The 15,130-nt window shown below is 64.1% G+C and carries 18 protein-coding genes; 8 read left to right on the top strand and 10 right to left on the bottom strand.

Annotated features, from left to right (window positions below):
- Positions 1 to 6 precede the first annotated feature (6 nt).
- Genes rpsR through rpmB form a run of 4 tightly spaced genes read right to left on the bottom strand, consistent with a single transcriptional unit; the run spans position 7 to position 988 of the window.
- Positions 7 to 261: a 30S ribosomal protein S18 gene (rpsR, locus tag J1M81_RS21310; protein WP_008719028.1), complete on the bottom strand. Its 255-nt coding sequence runs from the start codon at positions 259 to 261 to the stop codon at positions 7 to 9.
- 14 nt (positions 262 to 275) lie between these two features.
- On the bottom strand, positions 276 to 581 hold the full coding sequence (gene rpsN / locus J1M81_RS21315) for a 30S ribosomal protein S14 (RefSeq protein WP_094644502.1): 306 nt from the start codon (positions 579 to 581) through the stop codon (positions 276 to 278).
- Positions 582 to 584: 3 nt separating this feature from the next.
- Complete coding sequence (gene rpmG, locus J1M81_RS21320) at positions 585 to 755, bottom strand: 50S ribosomal protein L33 (RefSeq protein WP_170944568.1); 171 nt, start codon at positions 753 to 755, stop codon at positions 585 to 587.
- A complete protein-coding gene (gene rpmB, locus J1M81_RS21325) occupies positions 752 to 988 on the bottom strand; it encodes a 50S ribosomal protein L28 (RefSeq protein WP_032365915.1) in 237 nt (78 codons plus the stop codon). Before rpmB ends, rpmG begins: the two co-directional genes overlap by 4 nt.
- Positions 989 to 1,125: 137 nt before the next feature.
- On the opposite strand from rpmB, the gene mrf reads away from it, so the two are divergent.
- The 5 genes from mrf (at position 1,126) to J1M81_RS21350 (ending at position 5,424) form a co-directional block, all read left to right on the top strand.
- Positions 1,126 to 2,358, top strand: a complete 1,233-nt coding sequence (mrf, locus tag J1M81_RS21330) for a ribosome hibernation factor-recruiting GTPase MRF (protein WP_094716652.1) — start codon at positions 1,126 to 1,128, stop codon at positions 2,356 to 2,358.
- The gene (locus J1M81_RS21335) at positions 2,355 to 2,615 is read left to right on the top strand and encodes a type B 50S ribosomal protein L31 (RefSeq protein WP_032385686.1); all 261 of its coding nucleotides are present in this window, start codon (positions 2,355 to 2,357) and stop codon (positions 2,613 to 2,615) included. Before mrf ends, J1M81_RS21335 begins: the two co-directional genes overlap by 4 nt.
- 3 nt (positions 2,616 to 2,618) lie before the next feature.
- Positions 2,619 to 2,786 (top strand): 50S ribosomal protein L32, encoded by a 168-nt coding sequence (gene rpmF, locus J1M81_RS21340; RefSeq protein WP_206498787.1) that lies wholly within the window; start codon positions 2,619 to 2,621, stop codon positions 2,784 to 2,786.
- Positions 2,787 to 2,862: 76 nt separating this feature from the next.
- The gene (locus J1M81_RS21345) at positions 2,863 to 3,927 is read left to right on the top strand and encodes a VIT1/CCC1 family protein (protein ID WP_206498788.1); all 1,065 of its coding nucleotides are present in this window, start codon (positions 2,863 to 2,865) and stop codon (positions 3,925 to 3,927) included.
- Positions 3,928 to 4,242: 315 nt separating this feature from the next.
- Positions 4,243 to 5,424, top strand: a complete 1,182-nt coding sequence (locus tag J1M81_RS21350) for an RtcB family protein (RefSeq protein WP_206498789.1) — start codon at positions 4,243 to 4,245, stop codon at positions 5,422 to 5,424.
- Between the two features lie 93 nt (positions 5,425 to 5,517).
- On the opposite strand, the gene J1M81_RS21355 is transcribed toward J1M81_RS21350, so the two are convergent.
- The gene (locus J1M81_RS21355) at positions 5,518 to 5,814 is read right to left on the bottom strand and encodes a hypothetical protein (RefSeq protein ID WP_032399837.1); all 297 of its coding nucleotides are present in this window, start codon (positions 5,812 to 5,814) and stop codon (positions 5,518 to 5,520) included.
- A 434-nt stretch (positions 5,815 to 6,248) separates the two neighbouring features.
- Between J1M81_RS21355 and J1M81_RS21360 the strand changes: the two genes are divergently transcribed.
- Complete coding sequence (locus J1M81_RS21360; protein ID WP_206498790.1) at positions 6,249 to 7,967, top strand: metallophosphoesterase; 1,719 nt, start codon at positions 6,249 to 6,251, stop codon at positions 7,965 to 7,967.
- Positions 7,968 to 9,058: 1,091 nt separating this feature from the next.
- Here the strand turns inward: J1M81_RS21360 and J1M81_RS21365 are convergent.
- The gene (locus J1M81_RS21365; protein ID WP_206498791.1) at positions 9,059 to 9,469 is read right to left on the bottom strand and encodes a nuclear transport factor 2 family protein; all 411 of its coding nucleotides are present in this window, start codon (positions 9,467 to 9,469) and stop codon (positions 9,059 to 9,061) included.
- 95 nt (positions 9,470 to 9,564) lie between these two features.
- Positions 9,565 to 10,125, bottom strand: coding sequence for a PadR family transcriptional regulator (locus J1M81_RS21370; protein WP_032386475.1), 561 nt, complete (start codon positions 10,123 to 10,125; stop codon positions 9,565 to 9,567).
- A 90-nt stretch (positions 10,126 to 10,215) separates the two neighbouring features.
- Between J1M81_RS21370 and J1M81_RS21375 the strand changes: the two genes are divergently transcribed.
- On the top strand, positions 10,216 to 10,995 hold the full coding sequence (locus J1M81_RS21375) for an SGNH/GDSL hydrolase family protein (RefSeq protein WP_206498792.1): 780 nt from the start codon (positions 10,216 to 10,218) through the stop codon (positions 10,993 to 10,995).
- A gap of 34 nt (positions 10,996 to 11,029) precedes the next feature.
- On the opposite strand, the gene J1M81_RS21380 is transcribed toward J1M81_RS21375, so the two are convergent.
- The 3 genes from J1M81_RS21380 to J1M81_RS21390 are packed head-to-tail and all read right to left on the bottom strand — an operon-like array spanning position 11,030 to position 14,190.
- Positions 11,030 to 12,346 (bottom strand): triacylglycerol lipase, encoded by a 1,317-nt coding sequence (locus J1M81_RS21380; protein WP_206498793.1) that lies wholly within the window; start codon positions 12,344 to 12,346, stop codon positions 11,030 to 11,032.
- Between the two features lie 54 nt (positions 12,347 to 12,400).
- Positions 12,401 to 13,387, bottom strand: a complete 987-nt coding sequence (locus J1M81_RS21385; RefSeq protein ID WP_052061261.1) for a phytanoyl-CoA dioxygenase family protein — start codon at positions 13,385 to 13,387, stop codon at positions 12,401 to 12,403.
- The gene (locus J1M81_RS21390) at positions 13,378 to 14,190 is read right to left on the bottom strand and encodes a class I SAM-dependent methyltransferase (protein ID WP_057473594.1); all 813 of its coding nucleotides are present in this window, start codon (positions 14,188 to 14,190) and stop codon (positions 13,378 to 13,380) included. The genes J1M81_RS21385 and J1M81_RS21390 overlap by 10 nt, the downstream gene beginning before the upstream one ends.
- A gap of 63 nt (positions 14,191 to 14,253) precedes the next feature.
- Here J1M81_RS21390 and J1M81_RS21395 point away from each other — a divergent pair, with 63 nt between their 5' ends.
- Positions 14,254 to 15,114: a methyltransferase domain-containing protein gene (locus J1M81_RS21395; RefSeq protein WP_206498794.1), complete on the top strand. Its 861-nt coding sequence runs from the start codon at positions 14,254 to 14,256 to the stop codon at positions 15,112 to 15,114.
- Positions 15,115 to 15,130: the final 16 nt, after the last annotated feature.

The following is a 15,130-nucleotide window of genomic DNA, read 5'->3' on the forward strand; positions in this document are numbered from 1 at the left end:
GCTGATTCAGCGGCTGGTGAACGGCAGCAATGCCATTTCACGAGCGTTCTTCACTGCAACAGCGACCTGGCGCTGCTGCTGCGGGGTGAGCCCGGTGACCCGGCGGCTACGGATCTTGCCGCGGTCGGAAATGAACTGACGAAGAAGGTTGATGTCCTTGTAGTCCACCGTGGTGACCTTGGCGGCATTCAACGGGTTCTTCTTCGGTCGACGACCCGCCTCTGCGCGGACCTTCTTCGACGGTGCTCTCTTGACTGCCATCTCTACCTTTTCCCTTACCAGCTCGACTTGTGGACGCCTGGCAGCTCCCCGCGGTGAGCCATCTCGCGCATCTTCACGCGGGACAGCCCGAATTTCCGTAGGTAACCGCGCGGACGTCCATCCGCAGCGTCACGATTGCGCAATCGTACCGGACTCGAATCGCGTGGCAGACGCTGCAGTGCCGCCTGGGCCTTCGCGCGCTCGGAATCGCTGCTCGAGGGCTTGCGAATGATCTCTTTGAGCTCGGCGCGACGCGTTGCCCAGCGGGCGACGACGACCTTGCGTTGCTCGTTCTTCGCGATCTTCGATTTCTTGGCCACCGGTCAGCGCTCCTCTCGGAAATCGACGTGCTTGCGGACGACCGGGTCGTACTTCTTCATCACCAGTCGGTCGGGATCGTTGCGACGGTTCTTGCGGGTGACGTAGGTGTAGCCGGTACCCGCGGTCGACTTGAGTTTGACGATGGGGCGGACGTCGGTGCTCTTGCCCATCAGATCTTCTCCCCACGTGCGCGGATCTTGGCCACCACGGCGTCGATTCCGTCGCGGTCGATGGTCTTGATGCCCTTGGCCGAGAGCGTGAGGGTGACGCGGCGTCCGAGGCTGGGGGCGTAGTAGGTCTTGCGCTGAATGTTGGGATCCCACCTGCGGCTGGTGCGCACGTGGGAGTGCGAGACCGACTTTCCGAAGCTGGGGGTGCGGCCGGTGACTTGGCAGTGCGCTGACATGAGCACTCCTTTCTTGCCGTTATGACAATCGTTTTCGACAAAGCGTTCAAGCGAATGTAGCGTGCATCCTCAGAGAATGACAATCGTTGTCGAGAAGAAAGGCGCTCGTGAACACATCACCGGACGATCGAACCCCGATGGTCCTCGTCTCCGGCTGGACCGGAGCCATGGACGCTGTCGTGACATCGCTGCTCGCGCCGGGAACTGTCGCAGTCCGCCACGACCTGAGCCGCGTCACCGAGGGCGTCGTACGCCGAACGTTGTTCGTCCTGGGTGAGAACCCGCGCGAGACGATCTTGGAACTGGCGCACGGCTGTGTCTCCTGCACGCTGCGCGAGGACCTGCTGCCGCTGCTACGTGCACTGTCGAGCCGCAGCAGTGTTGATCGCATCGTGCTCGTTCTGGACCCTGCGCTCGAGCCCGAGGCGTTGTGCTGGGCGGTGGACAACGTCATCGTCGCCGACGTGGTGGGGCAGATCGACGGACCGGCCTCGAGGGACGTACGTATCGAGGCCGTGATCGGCTGCCTCGACGCGGCAACCTGGTTGGCCGACGCCACCGGCGACGACACCTTGGCCGACCGCGGCATCGTCGCCAGCGGTGACGACGATCGAACCGTCGCGCAGCTGGTAGTAGGCCAGGTCGACTACTCCGACGCGCTCGTCGTCACCGCAGGTCCCGAAATCGACGCGTGGGAGCGCGCCAGGCTCGCGGCTGTCCTCGCGCGGTTGGCACCGAACGCACCCGTCGTCTGGGTTTCGCAGGACTCGATGGTCGACGGCCCAGCAGTTCTCGCGGCCGTTCCCTTCGATGCCCGGCGCGGTGAGATCACGGACGCCCACTCTCCGCTGTTGCGCGGCCAGCCGCCCTTGTCCGTCGACTGCGGAGTCGCACTCGTGGAGTTCACCGCAACTCGGCCGTTCCATCCCGAACGACTGCACGAGGCCATCGACGTGTTGCTCGACGGCGTCGTCACCGCCCGTGGACGGGCGTGGGTGGCCACGCAACCCGACGAAGCGCTGTGGATCGAATCGGCCGGCGGCGGACTACGGGTGGCGAGCGCCGGAAAGTGGCTTGCGGCAATGTCTCCAGTGGAACAGGATCGCGTCGACACCACCAGGCGAGCGATGGCTGCGCTGCGGTGGGACGAGCAATTCGGTGATCGAGACACGTCATTGGTGATCTTGGTACATCAGGCCGACCCCACCGAGATCGACCGAACTCTGCAGTGGGCGTTGGTGTCCGACGACGAGATGACCGATCCCGCTCAGTGGACCACGTGGACCGACCCGTTCGGCCAGTGGCACGAAGACCCCTGCGAGAGCAGTGAATCCCCCTACGCAGACCAGTCACGAGAGGCAACAGAATGAAGCCAGGCATCCACCCCGATTACCACCCGGTGGTGTTCCAGGACTCGAGCACCGGGAACAAGTTCCTCACTCGATCCACCGTCACGTCAACCCGCGAAACCGAGTGGGAAGACGGCAACACCTACCCCCTGATCGTCGTCGACGTCTCGTCCGAATCGCACCCCTTCTGGACCGGGGCGACACGCGTCATGGATACCCAGGGACGCGTCGAGAAGTTCGAGAAGCGCTACGGCCGTCGAAGCCGAAAGGAGGCGTGAGACATGGCTGTTCCGAAGAGAAAGATGTCGCGTTCCAACACGCGTAGCCGACGGGCACAGTGGAAGGCCGTCGCCCCGGATCTGGTGACGGTGCGTTTACAGGGTCGAGAGTTCAGAGTGCCGCGCAGGTTGGTCAAAGCAGTTCAGGCCGGCGTCTACGACCCGAGCTGACTGCCCCCTCGTGCGCGTTGTGCGCCCTTCCAGGTACACCAACGCGCACGAGGGCGGAGCCCGGTACGTTTGCTCGATGGACGGAACGGAACCCTCGTCGAAGGACGTCAAGCGATGGCGGCAGTACCTCGCCGACGAGCGGGCCGAGGCCGCCGTCTATCGCGACCTGGCAGGTAGGCGCAACGGCGAGGAACGCGACATTCTGCTCGAGTTGGCCGACGCGGAAGGTCGCCACGAACAGCATTGGCGCAATCTGCTCGGCGATCGCGTCGGGATGCCGCTCAAAGGCGACATTCGTACCCGGATCCTCGGTGTGCTGGCGCGCCGCTTCGGATCGGTGTTCGTGCTCGCCCTCGCGCAACGCGCCGAGACCCGCTCGCCCTACGCGACCGACGCGGATGCGACCGACGCGATGACGGCCGACGAGCAAATTCACGCCGAGGTGATCCGGGCACTGGCCGCCCGTGGCCGCAATCGACTCTCCGGCACGTTCCGCGCCGCGGTGTTCGGTGCCAACGACGGATTGGTGAGCAACCTCGCCCTGGTGCTCGGCATCAGCGGATCCGGGGTGTCCAACCAGATCGTGTTGGTCACCGGACTCGCCGGCCTGCTTGCCGGTGCGCTGTCGATGGGAGCAGGCGAATACGTCTCGGTGCGCTCGCAACGCGAACTACTCGAGGCATCGTCGCCCGACAGCGCCGCGAATGAGGCCGTTCAACACCTCGACGTCGACGCCAACGAACTCGCCCTCGTCTACCGCGCTCGCGGAATGACCCACGAGGAAGCCGACGCGAAGGCCGCGGACGTCATTCGAATGCTGCCCGCCGTCGAAGAGCCGGCCACCGCCATCGACGAGCACGAATCCATCGGAACCGGACTCGGTGCCGCCGCAGCGAGCTTCTGCTTCTTCGCCTCCGGTGCCGTCATCCCGGTGTTGCCGTACCTATTCGGTCTCGAAGGCTATGTGGCCCTTGCCGTTGCCGCAGTACTCGTCGGACTGGCGCTGATCTGTACGGGCCTGATCGTCGGACTGCTCAGCGGCGGTCCGCCCGTCAAACGCGCACTGCGCCAACTCGCCATCGGATACGGCGCGGCCGGGGCGACGTATCTACTGGGACTCGCATTCGGTGGGGGAGTGTAGGTTCCGCGCTGCGTTCTGGGCAGGAATGCACAAATGCGACGCACATCGACGGGATCCCGTCCGAGCGGCGCACTACTGTGCATTCTGTCCCGTCTGCCATCCTCGCGTTCGAATTAATTAGTTCGCGTCGGAGTCTTTTCGCTCGATAGGGTCGTCGCCATGCGCGCCACTTGTCTGCCTTGTGCCGCTCTCTACGCGAGAGCCGGTCTGGGCATTGTGCTGCGCGCATATTCATCTGAGCTGCGTGCTGCTCTCACCGGTAAACAGCGACCCATCGAATAGCTCTCTCTCGCCGAGGGGGCAGAAAGGAACATCATGCCCCCGAACAAGGTGGGCTTACGCCTGCTCAATTGGGCGTCACAACTCGAGGACAAGACACTCGAGCAGGCCCGTGAAACAGCATCCATGCCGTTCGTGCATCCGCACGTCGCTCTGATGCCCGACGCACACAGTGGAATGGGAAGTGCTGTGGGGACGGTCATTCCGACTCTTAATGCGGTGATTCCCGCCGCCGTCGGAGTCGTTATCGGCTGCGGAATGATCGGTGTCCGAACGGAATTCACGCTGGGTGACCTAGGCGGACGTAACCTGACGGATTTGCGTCTGGCGCTCGAGGCGAGCATTCCGCTGTCGCCGGGCAACTACAACGTCGGCGTCGATCGGTGGAATTTCACCGCGTCGAAACTGCTCGAGCTCGAGGAATTGGCGGTTCGTGATGACGTCGAGCTGAATCACTCGCCGCAGTGGCGTGAGCAGCTCGGTTCGTTAGGCGGCGGCAATCATTTCGTCGAATTGTGCCTGGACGAGAAGGATCGAGTCTGGTTGTTTCTGCACAGCGGGTCGAGGGGCGTGGGAAACAAGATCGCAAAGAAACACATCGCGATCGCGCAGCGTCTGTGTGCGCAGTGGTGGATCTCGTTGCCCAACAAGGACTTGGCGTACCTGCCCGAGAGCTCTCGTGAATTCGGGCAGTACATCCGAGAACTGAGCTGGGCGCAGCGGTTCGCGTACCTGAACCGGGCCGAGATGATGGACCGATTCGGCGCGGTGTTCGCCGAATGGATGGGAACGGACAACCACCGCGAGGTCGAGCGGATCAACTGCCACCACAACTACACGGTGAAGGAAACGCATTTCGATAGGGAAGTGTGGCTCACTCGTAAAGGTGCAGTCGATGCACACGAGGGTGTGAAGGCGATCATTCCCGGATCAATGGGAACGCGCTCGTACGTGGTGGTCGGAAAGGGTTCCAAGGCCGGCCTGTGCTCGGCACCCCACGGTGCCGGTCGACAGTTCTCTCGGACCGAGGCCAGGAAGCGGTTCACCCACGAGAACCTGCAGGAGCGGATGAAGGGGATCGAGTTTCGCGACAGTGCCGACTTCATCGACGAGATTCCCGACGCCTACAAGTCCATCGATGTCGTGATGGAGGACGCCCGCGACCTGGTGAGGGTCGAGCACGAGCTACGCCAGATTCTCAACGTCAAGGGGACCTGACGGATCCGGGCCTGAACCTGTTGAACGACGAAGGACGCGCACCGAGATCACTCTCGATGCGCGTCCTGCGTGTCGTTCAGGGGAGGAGAAGACTCACTCCTCTTCGGGGCACGAGAAGGTGATGGTCACGTTGCTGCGGTCGATGGGCGCGAAGTACACCGAGCGTAGGGCCGTTGCTGTGCGATCTGCGAGTGCGCAATCGTTGATGGGGCCGTCGAGCTTGACCAGCATCAGGTTGCCGCTGTCCTTGATGATTGCTCGCGCGGCGGAGATCGACTTGCCCTCGATCTTGTCCTTGAAATCGGGCACATCGGCGGCCTGCGCCAGCGGGGCGAATCCGACCGCACAGGCAATGGACAGTGCAGCTACGGTCAACGACTTCTTCAGCATGACATCTCCTCGGTTTTCAACTGTTGGCTCCCGTTGACTGGCTGCAGCCACAGGGGCGCGTGCAATCACCGGAGGTGTATAACTCACGTCGAACTTCAGCCAACGGGCGCTGACCTCAAGTTTCGTGAACAGAGTAACAGCGGATCCCGCGGGCGGCGGGGCAGTTGGCCCCGAACTGATCGTGTTCGAGGCCGCGTATGTCCGTTTCGGTTGGACGGGCACACCGACATGGGCTCGATTGCTTGTGTTTCGCCCAATCTTTTTCCGTGGTCGGCCCCGATACCCGCACCACCGCTCGATGGCCGGCGCGGGGCTTTCCTCCCCGACGGGATTGTCCACGTTCGTCCCGTTGTGCATCGGTGTTCTCCACTTGTTCACCTGAAGTGCTCCGTTCCGTTCAGCGCCCGAGGGGCCTTCACGGTCACCATCGATTCATGACGCTCAATCCCGCAGGCGAGACCGTCGCGACCGGTATTCCGGGGACGCTCGCCGAGAACATGACGATGGCCGAGCAGCACGACTGGCATCGGTCGTTCCTGCGACGGCACCCGGTGAGTCGACGCAACTTTCTGGTCGGTGCCGCAGCGACGGCAGCCGCGGTGGGCGTCGGGAATTCGGTGTTCGCGCGCACCGCCTATGCGCAGGACGCGCCGCTGGCGGTGGCCGGTCGACACATGGGCTTCGGCAACGACCCGGCGACGCAGTTGCGATTCTCCGCTCAGCTTTCCCGTAATCCCGGCATCACCGGTGTCTTTCTCGATCACGGCCCGACGCCTGCGCTGGGTGCGACGACCTCCGCCGAGGTGCGCAACCTCGTCAGCCAAGTCCCGCAGACCGATGGCGGCATTCTGTCGGCTGAGCAGTACTACGTGCACGTGCCCGTCGACAATCTGACGCCCAAGCTGCCGCACTATTACCGATGGCGTACCGCGGACGGTTTCGTCAGCGACATTCGCAGTGCATCTCCCGCGCTGCCGACCGGACGCATTGCTCCGTTCCGTTTCACCATGATGGGGGACCAGGGCGTCGACGAAACACCCTCGCAGCCAGCGGGTCTGGTGGCCGGCGACTACGACGACCTGTACTACAAGGCCGACAACGAACCGTCGGTCAAACACGCGCGCAACATCAATCGCCAGATCGAGGCGTCGCGTCCGGACTTCCATATACTTGCCGGCGATATCGCCTACGCGGACCCGTCGGGTGCCGGTCTGCCACCGCAGTTCGCGGGCCACGGCAAGACGCCACCGAAGGGGTTCGACAAGTTCAATCCCTTCGTCTGGGACGGCTATTTTCAGGCCATCGAGGCCAGCGCATCGACGGCACCGTGGTTGTTCGCCACCGGTAATCATGACATGGAGGCGCTGTACAGCCCCAACGGATACGGCGGCCACGCTGCACGTCTCGATCAGCCCAGCACTGGCCCGAAGGGGTGCCCGTCGGCGTATTCGTTCGTGTACGGCAACACCGCGGTGCTCTCGCTCGACGCGAACGACGTCAGCTACGAGATCAAGGCCAACACCGGCTACAGCGGCGGAGCCCAGAACACCTGGGTCGAGCAGACTCTCGCCAAGTATCGGGCAGACCCGAACATCGACTTCATCGTCTGCTTCTTTCATCACTGCGCCTACTCGACCACGTCGACGCACGCGAGCGACGGCGGCGTACGTGACGCGTGGGTATCGCTGTTCGACAAGTACGAGGTCGATGTGGTGCTCCAGGCGCACAACCACGTGTTCGAGCGCACCGATCCGATCCGCTCCAACCGTGCGACGCGGGTCGCCGGCGACAACGCCACGGTTCGCGGAAAGACCGACGGCACCGTGTATTACACCGTCGGCGGGGGTGGCCGTCCGCGTTACACCTTCCAGGACGGCGAGGGCGTCAGCTATCGTGGCCACGAATTGCCCGACACGGCAGTTCCGAACAGCTACGTCTGGGCACCCGACGGCACCAAGTCGGCGGAGTCGATCACCTGGTCGCGAGTGAGATTCCTGAACTACTCGTTCGTCAGAGTCGATGTGGTGCCGGGTATTCCGGGTATCAAGGCCAGCACGATGTCCATCGGAGCGATCGACGAATACGGCAACGAATTCGATCGCCTCACCTTCGAGCGTGACATCCCGGTGGGCCCGATCTTCGGTTCCTCCTGAGTGCCCATGTGAGTGGAACTTCGTAGCAGGCTACGTGTTCAGTCTGGGGACATATGAGACACGAGATGTCCACGGACATGTGACACACGGGCTGTGATGATGCTGCGGGGCACTGTGACCGGCTATGGAGTAATCCATGGCCAGATCGGATGCCCGGATGCGGACGGCTCGAACACCTGCGCGGCTCCGCACTCGGGTTCCGCAACCTGACCAACTACATCGCCCGAAGCCTGCTCGAGACCGGCGGATTCAGACCCCAACTCCTACACCCCCGATTGGGATGAGCCGCTTTCCCGTCGGGGCCGCGAGTCAACCGTTCGCCCTCACGCCAGGCAAGACCGAAACCAACCACAACGGGACTGCGCGAACGACCGGGTGTTTGTCGGTCCAAAGAATACTGATGTTCGTTCGAGCCAGTGGGCCGAGGTGTCGGATGTGTTGTACAACGTCGGTTTACAACTACCGTATTTGGGTGGAGTTGGGTCTCGGTGTCACGAGCGTGTCACATGTTGGTACCTACGAGAGTGGATTCGGATGGTCCCGCTTGGACGGTCGATGCAGGTCAGCAGCTCCATGGTGGTTCCATGCGGACGTATCTGGTTGTCTCGCAACATACTTGTAAGCGAGCGGTCAACGGTTCAATCCCGTTAGGAGGCTCTCTTGGCTCCGATTCCGTCCCTGGGATCGGAGTTTTTGCGTTTCGTCGCGGATCGACTCCTCGGTTTCGGATACCCGACGCCGATGGGAGTCGGATATCCGAAACGTGGGAGCTGATCGAGCGGACGGCCCGCATCTACGCCCTTCGTCGGAATCCACACCCTTCGTAGGAGGTGTCGATTCCGATTGGGGGCGTGAATTCAAGTCATCGCTGCGCGACCGCGGGCCCACCACATCGCCACGGGTCGGAATACGACGAGCCGAGTCGTCGTTGACTCCATCGACGGTGTTCGATCCCAATGCCCCGGGTACCAACCATCAGCCGCTACGAGCGGCCACCTGCCGAGAGGCGCACTGGCGAACACCGTCACCCAATACTGATCAGAGCCGCGCACCCAGAGGTGCGCGGCTCTGTTCGTTCCACAAGCCCGGTATCACTGCTTGTCTTGCTTCTCTGCGGAAGCCATCGAACCCATTTCGGCGGCGAATTCTGTCGCCATGGCCTTCGAGAGTGCCTGCGCAGCCGACAGCGGACGCACCATCACGGTGAAATTGTCGATCAGGCCGTCGGAGTTCAGGTGGAGGATGTCGCAACCGTGGACGGTCACGTCGTCGATGCGGGTCTCGAAGAACAGGACGTGATCACGGCCGCCGATGTCTTCGACGGTTTTCACGTAGCGAAGGTCCTCGAAGACGCGGGTGACGGCGCGCAGAATAGCCGCGGTCGTTTGCTTGCCGCGGTACGGCTTGAATGCGACGGGGGAGCTGAAGACGACGTCGTTGGCCAGGGTGGCGGCCATGGCGTCGTGGTCGTTGGCCTCGACGGCCTGTCGGAACTGCTGCACGCGTCATCTCCTGGGTGGGGCCAGGGCCTGAGGCGCCCTCGGCTGGTGACCGAAGACTACACAACTTTGCGACTATGAAAGGGTGTTCGGCGGGATCATCCGCGTTCAGCGCGGGTGTCGAGTACTTCGAGGACGCGGGCACCCCAGCGAAGCGATTCCTCCTCGAACATCCGTCCGCGCATCAGGGTGAGATACGGGCCGATGCGATCGGCGGTGGCCAGGAACTCGGTCTCGGTACGTCCGTCGAGCAGGCGGTGCGCCATCCGGTCGTACCGAGCCAGCTTGTCTCGTGAGAGCTGCATTCGTTCTCGGATCGCATCGGTCATCGGCTCGAGGTCCCCGGCTTCGAGAGCGTGGATAGCCACCAGGTGCTCGTCGCGAATGGCCGGAAGCTTCGGTTGCCGATGGCTCACCTGGCGCAGCGCTGCACGTCCCTTGTCGGTGAGGCTGAACAGGCGTTTGTTGGGTCGACCGTCCTGTTCGACCAGTCGCGCCGAGATCACCTCGTCCTGGTCCATTCGGTCGAGTTCGCGATAGAGCTGTTGGGGAGTGGCAGTCCAGAAGTTGGCGACGGTTGCGTCGAACGCCTTGGACAGGTCGTAACCCGACATCTCCCCGTCGACCAGTGCGGCGAGCACAGCATCACGTAGCGACATGATCAAGGACAGTACCCGTCGCGAGGTGGCGGGCAGGCCAGATATTAGACAATTTGTTGTATATTGACGTCAAGTGAAAGAACGGTGGACGTGGTGGATCGGACGAAACAATTGCGATACGTAGCCCTGGGCGACAGCCAGACGGAAGGGCTGAACGACGGCAACGACGACACGGGCTTTCGTGGTTGGGCCGATCGGCTCGCCGAGCACATGGCCGAGAGTGCAGACGAGGTCGTCTACGCCAACCTCGCGGTACGTGGTCGTAAGGCTGCGCAGGTCAAGGCCGAGCAGTTGCCGGCTGCGTTGGCGTTGAAGCCGACGGTCGCGTCCGTCGCTGCCGGTGTCAACGACATCTTGCGTCCGCAGTTCGATGCGCGGACCGTGGCAGGTGAAGTGGGCGCAATATTCGCCGCGCTCCGAGCGGCCGACTGCACCGTGATCACCATGACGTTTCCCCGCCTCGCTCACCCGGTCCCCGGAAGGACCGTCATCGCCAGGCGTATGACCGAGCTCAACGCCGAGATTCGCAGAGTCGCAGCCGAATCCGATGTCGTGGTGATCGACCTCGAGAAGCACGACGTGGCCTCCGATCCTCGGCTATGGAGTTGGGACCGACTGCATCTGAACGAGACGGGACATGCGCGACTCGCTGCGGCCGCCGCCTACGCCCTCGGTCTACCGGGCGCTACCGACGCATGGAATCTCCCGTTGGCACCGCTCGCCAGCCCGCGCCTGCACTCCCGAGTTCGCGCCGACCTCACCTGGGCCGGAATGTTTCTCGCGCCGTGGTTGACTCGTCGAATCCGCAGACGATCCTCGGGCGACCGTCGTATGGCGAAGCGGCCGGAGCTGACCTCGGTACTCGGGTAGAGCCGGGCGAACCGACGCGAGCAGACCTGGTGAATCAGAATCCCGGGCCGAGATCTGCAGTGTTATCGACCAGGCTGCGCCGCATCCAGCTGTACACCCTCTCGTCGTTGAGGAGGGTGAAATGGTGAGCACTGTAGATCGCGAGACCGTCGTCCGGTCGAAGTCCTATGTTGCGGAGCTTGTTTCGACCTCCGGCGCTGTCGGTACGGACCAGACCGTCGCCCACGAAGACTCCGACCGGGTTGCGTGGACTTCCGGTGACGACCGCGGACGCGTGATGATGACGCACCCGTTCCGGAACCGAGATGTCCATGGCTGCACCGATATCGAAGCTGTCGGTGTAACGAGCATGACCGTCCTCGTCGGTGATCGCTCCGTGGATCAGATCACGGATTCCGGCACTTCGACGCGCCAGTAGGTTCGCGAACGGCCGGGTCTCGGGTACGAGTGCCATTGCGGCCGCGGCGACGTGGACGCCGTGAGCAAGTGGCGCGCCCAGATGTGGTGTCCCCAGAGTGAATACGTCCGTCAGCAGATCCACCCATCGTCGACCGCCTTCGGCAGCGTGGTGAGCAGCGCTGCGTGAGACCAGCCCGCCCATGGAATGTCCGACCAACGTGATCCGGTGTACCCGGACGGGCCATGCCGGTACGAGCTGCTCCAACAAGTCCGACAGGTCGACGCCATTCGACGCAATTCGCCGTCCGGTGTTGTAGCGCAAAAAGATCGAGGTCGTCCCGGCTTCGGCGTCCAGCCGCTCTCCGTATGTGGGCCGCCCACCGAGCCGCCATGCGTATTCCGTTTCGACCAGCCCATGGACGAACACCACGAGGTGCGCTCCCGCAGTGGGAAACCCGGCGGCCAAGGCTCGGTACTCCGGGGGTACAGGGCGTCCGTCGACTCGAATCGACATCGGATGGGCCAGTACCCGGGCTGTTCTCTCCATGTCGTCGCCGATGAGACCGTTCAGAACGGCGATGGTTTGCGCGCCACGGCTGGTGTGCGACGGTGACGGCCGCGAGTCGTCCTCGGCCACGTCGTCGCCGTCGGTCAGGGAGCCGTCAGCCAGGGAGCCGTCGGTCAAGGAGCCGACGATCTTGGCTGCGCCGGTGCAGGCGGCCGCGATGCTCGCGTACGTGCCGGCGGCGATCGCGTCGTGCATCAGTTGTGTCGGCAGGGCGGCGGGACCGATACCGAGCTTTACGGCAGCAAACGTGCGTCGTGCAATTGCCGAGTGGACCGCGCGAACGCCACCCGCAGCCGACGCCAACTCGCGAAGTGTGAGCTCGCCGAGCTCACCCCACTCCTGTGTGCGCCGAGATTTCTTCCCCGGTCCAGGTTTCGTCCCCACCGGATTCAGTGTACGCACGTCCACTGAAACTGCTGGCCCCGCAGAATCGGCGTCTCAGTCCCGGCGGCCGACCACCGGGTTGAGCTCGGAGTTCGCGAGGCCACCGGGCTCGATGCCGGGGAGGAATTCGCGCCAGGTGCCGCTGATCAGGGTCGGCGACTCGACGACGCGGGTGCCGTCGGCGAAGTAGGTGGTGGCCAGTGCGCGACGCGGCTGTGTCGTCCGGTTCGGGCCTGCGGTGTGGAAGCACAGCGCGGAGTGGAACGATACGTCTCCCACGGCGAACGGCTCGGACTCCACCGCAACGTTGCGCGTGCGGAAGCGCTGGGTGACGGCCTCGTCGTAGGAGGTGCCGACCTTGTCGAATTTGAGGTCTGCGACTTCGCCGAGAACGTCGCGTCCGCGCGCGAACGACAGTGGACCCATCGGGCCCGGAATGGCCGACATCGGCATCCAGGCGGTGACGGCGTCGGTGGTCTGCAACGGGAAGTGCTCGGCGTCGTGGTGCCACGGTGTGCGTCCGCAGCCGGGCTCCTTGGACAGCGCATTGTCGTGGTACAGCCGAACGCCGGGCACGTCGAGCAGTGCCGCGGCCAGGCCGCCGATCCGGGGTGACAGTGCTACGGCACGCATCAGGTCGTCGTGGAGCCACATCTGCTCGAGCGCGGTGAACCGGCCCGCAACGTCGTCGCCGTGCTCGGCTCGCAGTAACTCCTCGAGCCGCTCGGCGAGGCGTCGTACGACGGCAGGCGAGAACACCGCGGGCAGCCGCACGAAGGCGTGTCGCGCGAATGCGTCGACGGCCGCCGGGTCGAGATCGTAGGGCTCGGCGAGTTCGTGCTCGACTTGTTCGTCCGTGGCGGCCTCGACATCCGGCAGTCCAGGGCCATCGACGAGTTCTGCGGGTGCGGCGTCGTTGGCGGCCAGCGTGACGTACCAGTCCCACCAGTCCTGATCGTTGCCCGCCCAGTCCTGGTCGATACCGCCCTCGCGATTGCGTTCGGGCAGAAGCTCGTTGGTGGCAGGGTTGTTCAGAGCCACAGCAGGGCCGCCTCGTGCGAGAAGGTGTAGGAACCGGACGCGTCGCGACACGAAGCGAGGTAGTCACCGAGCACGGGGGCCGCCTCCATCTCGTCGAGGGACACGGAGTCGTCGAAGGCACACCGCTGCAGAAAGCCCTCGGCGACAGCGCGATCGGACGTTCCGGTGGTGTAAGAGACGCGCTGATCACGCACGTCCGCACCCGCGCGGATCAGCGCGTCACGCACCTGCTCGGCCGTCGTGTACGGCGTCGCTTCGCGCACGCCGGCGCGGAAGGCATCGTAGAAGGCGATGTAGTGGGAGGCTTCCGTTGCCTGCGCGACCAGACCGAGACCACCGGGAGCCAGTGCGGCAACGAATCTTTCGGCTGCGGCATCCAACTCGGCGGGCGGAAGGGCGTAGAGCGCGTGAGTGGCCCACACGACGTCGTAGCCTGCGTGATCGGCGGGCAGATCCTGCAGCGTCATCACCAGATCGTGCCGCGCGACGAAAGGCGCGGCCAGAGCTCCACGTGCCTCGGCCACCGAGAATTCGGATGGGTCGAGCAGGTCGTAGGCGACCTCGGGTACCGCGGACAGGTCGGTGTAACGACGGAGCGCAGTGGGGAACTTACCGCTGCCGCAGGCCACGTCGAGTAGCGACCAACCCTCGTGAGCCCGGCCGGCGAGCAGCGTCGGCCAATCGGCTGCCAACGCCAGCTGGTGATAGTCCTCGGTGGCCAGAGCGTAGAACGCCTCCATACCCGTGCGGCCCGCCTCGCTCCAGTGCTCGAGACTGCGTTCGGCTGTGTCTCCGCTGCTCACGAGATTCCTCCTAGGAAGCCAACTACGACGCACCGGCCGGGGCGTCATGGTTGACTCGGTCCAATGTCCAACATAGCTCCGAATTCGCCGACCGACACTGCCGTCGTGCTCATCGACGGATTGCGGGCGATGCGGCGCGGGGCCGAGGCGCTGGCGGGCCTGCCGCCCGAGTCCTACGCCGAGCACCACGCCGCCTTCGAGATGCTCTCCGATCAGCGCGGTCTGATCGCCCAGCACTTCGCAGATCGGCTGGCCGGGATGGGGAACGGACCGCTATCGGTGCTGTCGGTGGGCTGCGGGGACGGTTCGCTCGATGCCAGGCTTGCAGCGGGCCTGGTGCTGCGGGCACCCGGCCGTACGGTCCGGTACGTCGGCATCGACCCCTGGATCGGCAGTACCGAGCTCTTCGCCGCCACGATGGCGGCGCTCGAGGCCGCCGAACTCGACGCCCACGCGTACGTTGCATCGTTCGACGACGCACCCGTCGACGAGACTTTCGACGTCGTGATGTTCGTGCACTCGATGTACTACGTCGCAGACTTACGAGCAACGTTGCGTGCCGCGCTCGCCCTGCTGCGACCCGGCGGCGAACTGTGGGTGGCGATTGCGCCGACGGCCGCGCTCAACGCACTCGTCGAAGTCCTCGCCCCTCCACTCGAGGGCCATCGGCAGTGGTTCAGCGCCGACGTCGAGAAAGCATTCGTCGACGCCGAGATCGTCCTCGACGACACGGTGACTCTCGATGCGCTGGTCGATCTTTCCGCCGCGAGCGACGACGTGCTGGACTTCGCGGTGCAAGCCCGGTTGACGCCCGAGCTGCACGAGCCGGTGCGGGCCTACCTCGCGGCGGTATCGGTTCCGGATGCGGTTGGCGGGCTTCGAGTTCCGCATCCGGTCGACGTGTTCAGCGCGACCCGTCACTGAATGCCTCGACGCCACT

Source organism: Rhodococcus sp. KRD175, from assembly GCF_017168275.1.
GTDB classification, from domain to species: Bacteria; Actinomycetota; Actinomycetes; order Mycobacteriales; family Mycobacteriaceae; genus Rhodococcoides; species Rhodococcoides fascians.

What these genes read in the sequence shown, in the direction of transcription:
- rpsR (WP_008719028.1), bottom strand. Translation starts at nt 261, where the DNA reads ATGGCAGTCAAGAGAGCACCGTCGAAGAAGGTCCGCGCAGAGGCGGGT.
- rpmB (WP_032365915.1), bottom strand. Translation starts at nt 988, where the DNA reads ATGTCAGCGCACTGCCAAGTCACCGGCCGCACCCCCAGCTTCGGAAAG.
- mrf (WP_094716652.1), top strand. Translation starts at nt 1,126, where the DNA reads ATGGTCCTCGTCTCCGGCTGGACCGGAGCCATGGACGCTGTCGTGACA.
- J1M81_RS21335 (WP_032385686.1), top strand. Translation starts at nt 2,355, where the DNA reads ATGAAGCCAGGCATCCACCCCGATTACCACCCGGTGGTGTTCCAGGAC.
- rpmF (WP_206498787.1), top strand. Translation starts at nt 2,619, where the DNA reads ATGGCTGTTCCGAAGAGAAAGATGTCGCGTTCCAACACGCGTAGCCGA.
- J1M81_RS21345 (WP_206498788.1), top strand. Translation starts at nt 2,863, where the DNA reads ATGGACGGAACGGAACCCTCGTCGAAGGACGTCAAGCGATGGCGGCAG.
- J1M81_RS21350 (WP_206498789.1), top strand. Translation starts at nt 4,243, where the DNA reads ATGCCCCCGAACAAGGTGGGCTTACGCCTGCTCAATTGGGCGTCACAA.
- J1M81_RS21355 (WP_032399837.1), bottom strand. Translation starts at nt 5,814, where the DNA reads ATGCTGAAGAAGTCGTTGACCGTAGCTGCACTGTCCATTGCCTGTGCG.
- J1M81_RS21360 (WP_206498790.1), top strand. Translation starts at nt 6,249, where the DNA reads ATGACGCTCAATCCCGCAGGCGAGACCGTCGCGACCGGTATTCCGGGG.
- J1M81_RS21370 (WP_032386475.1), bottom strand. Translation starts at nt 10,125, where the DNA reads ATGTCGCTACGTGATGCTGTGCTCGCCGCACTGGTCGACGGGGAGATG.
- J1M81_RS21395 (WP_206498794.1), top strand. Translation starts at nt 14,254, where the DNA reads ATGTCCAACATAGCTCCGAATTCGCCGACCGACACTGCCGTCGTGCTC.